At 46.4% G+C, this 7,631-nt stretch carries 4 protein-coding genes; all 4 read left to right on the top strand.

The window, feature by feature from the left end:
- The first annotated feature begins 405 nt into the window (after nucleotides 1-405).
- The 4 genes from tig to lon all read left to right on the top strand — a co-directional run bounded on the left by tig (nucleotide 406) and on the right by lon (nucleotide 7,618).
- Nucleotides 406-1,695, top strand: coding sequence for a trigger factor (tig, locus tag VB077_RS12140; protein ID WP_323415511.1), 1,290 nt, complete (start codon nucleotides 406-408; stop codon nucleotides 1,693-1,695).
- A gap of 40 nt (nucleotides 1,696-1,735) precedes the next feature.
- Entirely contained in the window at nucleotides 1,736-3,001 is a 1,266-nt protein-coding gene (gene clpX / locus VB077_RS12135) for an ATP-dependent Clp protease ATP-binding subunit ClpX (RefSeq protein ID WP_323415510.1), read from the top strand.
- A 396-nt stretch (nucleotides 3,002-3,397) separates the two neighbouring features.
- Nucleotides 3,398-5,128 (top strand): ATP-dependent protease LonB, encoded by a 1,731-nt coding sequence (gene lonB, locus VB077_RS12130; protein WP_323415509.1) that lies wholly within the window; start codon nucleotides 3,398-3,400, stop codon nucleotides 5,126-5,128.
- A 78-nt stretch (nucleotides 5,129-5,206) separates the two neighbouring features.
- Entirely contained in the window at nucleotides 5,207-7,618 is a 2,412-nt protein-coding gene (gene lon, locus VB077_RS12125) for an endopeptidase La (protein WP_323415508.1), read from the top strand.
- Nucleotides 7,619-7,631 lie beyond the last annotated feature (13 nt).

Below are 7,631 nucleotides of genomic sequence, written 5' to 3'. Positions count from 1 at the left end.
TTTTAGGACAATATCGTTTATATTAAGCGAATAAAATGAGTAAACAGGTTTTCAACCGATAAAGTTGGCAGTTTTTAAGAAGTAAAATATTCCAGTGCCTTGGGACATCGGAAAAAATAGCTACAACGCAAAAAGCTCATCGAGCGTAATCCCTTGATTTTCCTAAGGTTGTCTGATAGAATGGTCAGGTAAATTTATGACTCGAAGGCTGCTTTTACGGGGATTAAGAATAACTTTGACGAAAAACGTCGAGTTTGTTCTTGGAAGATTCCGGTAAGAATAGAAAAGTCCCATGGGTTCAAGAAAATCTATATTTAATAACGCCTGATGTAACTGCTCTTCGCCGGACACCGGACAAAGGCGGCTTACATATATATTTAAAGGAAGTTTTAAGGGGGAGCATGCATGTCTGCTAAGATGGAGAAAATAGAGAAGAATACGGTTGAACTTGAAATCACCGTAGAATCTAAAAAGTTCAGTGCTGCAATCGCGAATCAAGCCAAAGTCCTGGCTAAAAAAGTCAATGTTCCTGGATTCCGTAAAGGAAAAGCACCACGCGCGATTATTGAGCGTTATGTAGGAACCCAAGCGCTATACAGTGAAGCTGTCGATGATTTAATCGGACCCGCATACACTGAAGCAGTAAATGAGACTGAAATTCAACCGGTTGACCGCCCGGCAATCGATCTCGTTCAAATGGAAGAGGGAAAAGATCTTATTTTCAAAGCTAAAGTAACCGTTAAACCCGAAGTTGAACTCGGCGAGTATAAAGGTTTGAAAATCGAGAAAAGTGCGGTTACCATAACGGATGAAGATGTAGAAAATGATCTTAAGCGTAAGCAGGAGCAGTATGCGAAGGTGCTGACCCTTGAAGAAGAGGGTACGGCCGTTGAAAATAAGGATACTGTGACCATGGATTTTGCGGGATCTGTAGACGGGGTTGCGTTTGAAGGCGGAACAGCTGAGGGCTATGAATTAACCGTAGGTTCCGGAACATTCATTCCCGGATTTGAGGATCAATTAATTGGCGCCCAAATCGGTAAAGAAGTGGATGTAAACGTGACGTTCCCTGAAGAATATCATGTTGAAGATCTTAAAGGTAAAGAAGCCCTGTTTAAAGTAACTGTGCATAAGATAAACAGGAAAGAGCTTGCGCCGATAGATGACGAGTTTGTAAAAGATGTCAGCGATTTTGAAACTTTAGATGAATTGAAAGCGGACATTAGTGACAAACTGATGAAAGCGGCAGAACAAAATGCTGAGAATGAGTATCGCAATGCGATCATTGCCAAGGCTGTTGAAAATGCGAGCATTGAGATTCCGGAAGTGATGATTGATTCGCGCATTGATACTATGGTCAAAGAACTGGAACAAAATCTTTCTTATCAAGGATTGGATTTAGAAACATACTACCATTTCCTTGGTACCTCTGAGAAGGAAATGAGAGAGAAATTCCGTGTACAAGCGGCGGAAAATGTCAAAACTGAGCTTGTTATCGAAGCTATCGGTAAGGTAGAAGGAATTCAGGTTGCTGAGGACGAAGTAAATGCAGCATTAGAAAAACTCGCTGAACGTTATCAAACCCCAGCTGAAAACTTAAAGCAGGCCCTCATTGCTCGTGGAGAACTCAATCTGTATGCTCAAAGTCTTATCTCTGAGAAAACAGTTGATTTCTTGGTTGAGCAAAATGCTTAATCAACGTGTAAGGGACAGCCTGCGGTAGAGAGGTGAGAGGATGGCAAAGTACAATGATGAGAAAAATCAACTCAAGTGCTCATTCTGTGGTAAAACTCAAGATCAAGTCAAGAAGCTAGTTGCTGGTCCCGGCGTATATATTTGTGACGAGTGTATTGAACTCTGCAATGAGATCATTGAGGAAGAACTTAATGAAGATTTGGGAGTTGAAATCGGAGACATACCTAAACCAAAGGAAATCCGAGCTATACTTGATCAATATGTCATAGGACAAGATGAAGCGAAAAAGGCCCTGTCTGTTGCTGTTTATAACCACTATAAACGGATCAACTTAGGGATGAAGATTGATGATGTTGAACTTCAAAAGTCCAATATTATCATGATGGGACCGACTGGATCGGGTAAAACACTTCTAGCCTCAACTCTGGCCAAAGTTCTTAATGTCCCCTTTGCCATTGCGGATGCGACATCCTTGACGGAAGCAGGATATGTGGGTGAGGATGTTGAAAATATTCTCTTAAAATTGATTCAAGCTGCTGACTACGATGTCGAGAGGGCTGAAAAAGGGATTGTTTATATCGACGAGATCGATAAAATTGCGCGCAAATCGGAAAATCCTTCAATCACTCGTGATGTTTCCGGTGAAGGTGTGCAGCAAGCTCTTTTGAAGATCCTTGAAGGTACGGTAGCGAGTGTTCCACCCCAAGGCGGCCGCAAACATCCCCATCAAGAATTTATCCAGCTTGATACGACGAATATTCTTTTTATTGTCGGCGGAGCTTTTGATGGGATTGAGAAAATCATTCAAAGCCGGATCGGGAAAAAGGTCATGGGCTTTGGGGCTGAAATCCAGAAAAAGAGCGATTTGAAGATTGGTGATACTCTTAAAGAGATTCTTCCCGGTGACCTTCTTAAATATGGTCTGATTCCGGAATTCGTGGGTCGATTACCGATTATCGTGACCCTCGATGCTCTCGATGAGGATGCACTTGTTCGTATTCTGACCGAGCCTAAAAATGCTTTAGTCAAGCAATATGAGAAGCTGCTGGAACTCGATGGCGTTTCTTTGGAGTTCAAGAATGAGGCTTTGACTTCGATCGCCGAAGAAGCGATTCGGAGAAATACCGGAGCCCGCGGTCTGCGTGCGATTGTGGAAGAGATCATGCTAAACGTGATGTATGATATTCCTTCCCGTACGGATGTGACCAAGTGTGTGATCACACAGGACGTCATTCTTAAGAAAGAGGAACCTTTCTTAGTGACGGCTGATAAGGCCAAAAAGGGTAAAAAAGAAGAAACAGCGTAAGCAGCGCTTGCGCCCGAATTATAAAAAAGGCAGTCTGCAATTTGCGACTGCCTTTTTTCAATGGACTTAAAAGACCCGAAAGCGTAGTTTCGCGCATAGAAGTGAACGATTCGCGGAGGGACGTGCAGGTGAACAAAGCTTTCGTAGCGTAGCGCAGCCAGTGGTTCACATCAGGTATTGCCCAGAGGTTTGGCTGAGCTGCTACGAAGGCAAGTGAACCAGTCCCGGAGCGCCAGAGTGAACGGATATGCGCGAAACTACTCGACCATAGACCATAGGTTTTACGACAGTCTCATTAAAATTTATTCTTAATCTATTGTTTCCGAATTCCTTTCTTGGGCAATACTAGAAAAAGTAAGAGTATGCAGTATTTGTGCAGGAGGGAAGTTTGGATTTATGGTCGGATTAAGTGGAGTTGTAATGATCGTACAGCTCATTTTCGCAATTGTTATTGGTTTATATTTTTGGGGAATGCTCAAAACTCAGCAGGGCAACAAAGTTTCGGTAGAACGTGAATCGCGCAAGGAGTTAGAGAAGCTTGAGAAGATGCGCAAGATACATTTGACCACACCCCTTGCGGAGAAAACCCGACCGCAGCACTTCAGCGACATTGTAGGTCAGCAGGAGGGCATAAAGGCTTTGCAAGCAGCGCTTTGCGGTCCTAATCCTCAGCATATCCTGGTTTACGGTCCCCCCGGAATAGGCAAGACGGCAGCAGCAAGGTTAGTTCTAGAAGAGGCGAAGAAAAACCCGCTTTCTCCCTTTAAAGAGTTTTCCAAGTTTGTCGAGATTGATGGTGCGACAGCCCGTTTTGATGAGAGGGGCATCGCCGACCCCTTGATCGGCTCGGTCCATGATCCGATTTACCAGGGAGCGGGGGCCATGGGGATAGCCGGAATCCCCCAACCTAAACCAGGCGCCGTAACGAAAGCCCATGGGGGAATTCTTTTTATCGATGAAGTTGGAGAGCTTCATCCGATCCAAATCAATAAATTATTAAAAGTGTTGGAAGATCGGAAAGTTATTTTAGAGAGCGCTTATTACAGCTCTGAAGATACTAATATCCCCGCCCATATTCATGATATCTTTCAGAAGGGGCTGCCTGCCGATTTTCGCCTGGTCGGTGCGACAACGCGGAGTCCGGAGGAAATACCACCCGCGATTCGTTCACGGTGTATGGAAATTTATTTTCGCGCCCTGCTTCCTGAAGAAATCGGGGCAATAGCCCGGGGAGCAGCTGCCAAAATGGAGATTCCGATCACTGAGGGCGCAGTCGAGGTCACGAAACAATATGCCACGAACGGCCGGGAAGCGGTCAATATTGTTCAGCTTGCAGCAGGGGTAGCTCAAACGGATAAGCTGTTTGAGATTAACGCGGCAACAGTTGAGTGGGTGGTTAATTCCGGGCATTATATGCCCCGTCCGGAACGGAAAGTTCCGACTGAAGCAGAAATTGGAGTGGTTAACGGCTTAGCTGTTTATGGACCGGATATGGGGATGCTCCTCGAATTGGAAGTGACAGCTCAACCCGTTTCCCAGGGAACCGGAGCGCTGCTTGTGACGGGAATCGTTGAGGAAGAAGAGCAAGGAAGTTCAACGAAAAAAATTCGGCGTAAGAGCATGGCACGCAGTTCGGTGGAAAATGTCCTAACCGTGCTTCGCCGTCAGTTAGGCATTGATTTTCGGAACTATGATATCCATGTTAATTTCCCCGGGGGGGTGCCCCTGGATGGGCCTTCTGCCGGAGTTGCCATTGCGTCGGCTGTTGTTTCGGCAATTCGTAAACAACGTGTCGATAATTACTTAGCGATGACAGGCGAATTATCGATCAGAGGTGCGGTAAAGCCGGTAGGGGGAATTGTAGCGAAGATTGAAGCGGCACATCAAGCGGGTTGCCGAAGAGTTTTTATTCCTAAGGAGAACTGGCAGGAGCGTTTCCAAACATTTGCTAAGGGTTTTCAGGTGATTCCGGTGGAAAGCTTATCCGAGGTTTTAAAAGGGGCTTTCTTATCAGAACCAGGTCGGGATAATATCGAGATCCAGCCCCCTATTGAAGAAATCCTGGCTCGACTAGAAATCAATTCAGTTCCGTCGGCAAATTTGCCTGAGCGGGGGCAAACATGTTAGAATAGTTCAATAAAGAAAATAGCACACTATTTTAGTGTGCTTTCACTTTTTAAGTCTATAGTCCATGGGAGGGATTGGATGAGTAATGAGAGAGAGTTGCCCTTACTTCCGTTAAGGGGTATTTTAGTTTTTCCATATATGGTTATACATTTGGATGTTGGCCGTGAACGTTCGATGGCCGCAGTGGAACAGGCCATGCTTGAAGATCGGAAAATTCTCCTTTCGGCACAAAAGGAAACTGAAATCGATTCGCCGCTTCCGGAGGATATTTTTACCATCGGTACGGTGGCAGAAATTAAGCAGCTGCTTAAACTCCCCGGCGGGACGATGCGGGTGTTGGTTGAAGGGTTGAATCGGGGAAGGCTCACCGAGTTCGTTGCCGAGGAACCCTACTTTAAAGTCCGTGTCGAAGATGTCGAAGAAGACATCACATCAGTGACACCGGAGATTGAAGCGCTGACTCATGGCGTCATTCATCAGTTTGAAGAATATGCCAATCTGAGCAAAAAGGTCCCTCAGGATACGTTGGGGACGGTGCTTGGAATGGAGGAACCCGGAAGGCTTGCGGATATTATTGCTTCCCATTTGAGCCTGAAGATTGCCGATAAACAATCAATCTTAGAGGCCCAAGGGGTTGCTGAACGGCTGGAACGCTTGACAGAGATTATTATGCGGGAAATCGAAATCCTCGAACTCGAGCGTCGGATCGGTCTGCGTGTTCGCAAGCAGATGGAAAAAGCGCAGAAGGAATATTACTTGCGCGAACAAATGAAGGCGATTCAAAAAGAGCTTGGTGATAAAGACGAGCGGCAGGCCGAGGTGGAAGAATATCGGCAAAAGATTGCCGAGGCTAAGCTTCCTCCGGACGTTGAAGAAAAAGCGCTGAAGGAGACCGATCGCTTAGAAAAAATGGCCCAGGCTTCTGCGGAAGGAACTGTCGTTCGAACGTATTTAGATTGGATTCTTGCCTTGCCGTGGAGTAAAGTGAGTCGGGATAAAACGGATCTTAACCGTGCCGAGAAAATATTGAATGAGGATCATTATGGTCTTGAAAAAGTCAAAGAGCGGATTCTTGAGTTCTTGGCCATCCGTAAACTTACGCCTAAAATGAAAAGCCCGATTCTTTGTTTCGTAGGGCCTCCGGGTGTAGGAAAAACATCTTTAGCAAAATCTGTGGCAAGAGCCTTGAATCGTCAATTTATCCGGATCTCCTTAGGGGGTGTTCGCGATGAAGCAGAGATTCGGGGACATCGCCGAACCTATATCGGAGCTTTGCCGGGGCGAATTCTTCAGGGAATGCGCACAGCAGGTACGCGCAATCCCGTATTTCTTATGGATGAGATCGATAAAATGGCTTCGGATTATCGGGGAGATCCGGCATCGGCTTTGTTGGAGGTTTTAGACCCGGAACAAAACAACACCTTTTCCGATCATTACCTTGAGGTGCCTTTTGATCTTTCCCAAACCTTGTTTATCATGACGGCCAATACGCTGGATACGATCCCCCGTCCGCTTTTGGATCGGATGGAAGTCATCTCGCTCAGCGGCTATACCGAGGATGAGAAGGTGAATATTGCCCGGAAATATCTGCTGCCTAAGGAATTGAAAATCCATGGGTTGAAGGATAAAATATTAACCGTTCCGGATGAAGCTATTCTTAAACTGGTTCAGGGATATACCCGCGAATCGGGCGTTCGAAATTTAGAACGGGAAATCGCCAATCTCTGTCGGAAAGTCGCGATGCGCTGGGTGAAAAAGGAATGGGAACCTCACCCGCTTAAGGATGCCGATATAGAGGATCTGATCGGTGCACCCCGTTACCATTTCCAAGTTGCCGCACCCGCACCGGAAATCGGAGCAGTAACGGGACTGGCCTATACGCAAGTGGGCGGAGATATTTTAACGATCGAGGTCACGCCGGTTCCCGGAAAGGGTCATTTGACTTTAACCGGAAAGCTCGGAGATGTCATGAAGGAATCGGCCTATGCCGGTTTGACCTTTGTCCGTGCCCATGCTCAGCAGCTGGGAATACCCGAGGATTTCTACGAGAAAGTGGATTTGCACATTCACGTTCCCGAAGGAGCGATTCCTAAGGATGGGCCTTCGGCAGGGGTTACAATGGTTACCGCTATGGCTTCGGCGCTGTCTAAGCGTGCCGTTCGCTCCGACCTGGCCATGACAGGAGAAATAACACTGCGCGGCAATGTTTTGCCGATCGGCGGAGTGAAAGAAAAGGTCCTTGCGGCTCATCGGGCAGGAATAAAGATGATCCTCCTCCCGGAGGAGAACCGCAAAGACTTAGAAGAGGTTCCGGAGACCGTTCGCAAAGACTTGGAGTTCCACTTTGTCAGCCGAATTGAACAAGTCATCAATCTCGCCTTACTCCCGGTAGCTGAGTCGAAAAAGTATTTGGAGAATACATTGTTCCCTTCGATTCTGGGTCAAGGTGAGATCGGGGATCCGCAAGCTGAGGAACATCCGATATCTTGAGCAATGTGCAATC

The sequence above is a fragment of the Desulfitobacterium sp. genome (assembly GCF_034927245.1).
Classification (GTDB): Bacteria; Bacillota; Desulfitobacteriia; order Desulfitobacteriales; family Desulfitobacteriaceae; genus Desulfitobacterium_A.
Note: the sequence above shows the minus strand (reverse complement) of the source record. Positions and strands in the feature narration are given on the sequence as shown.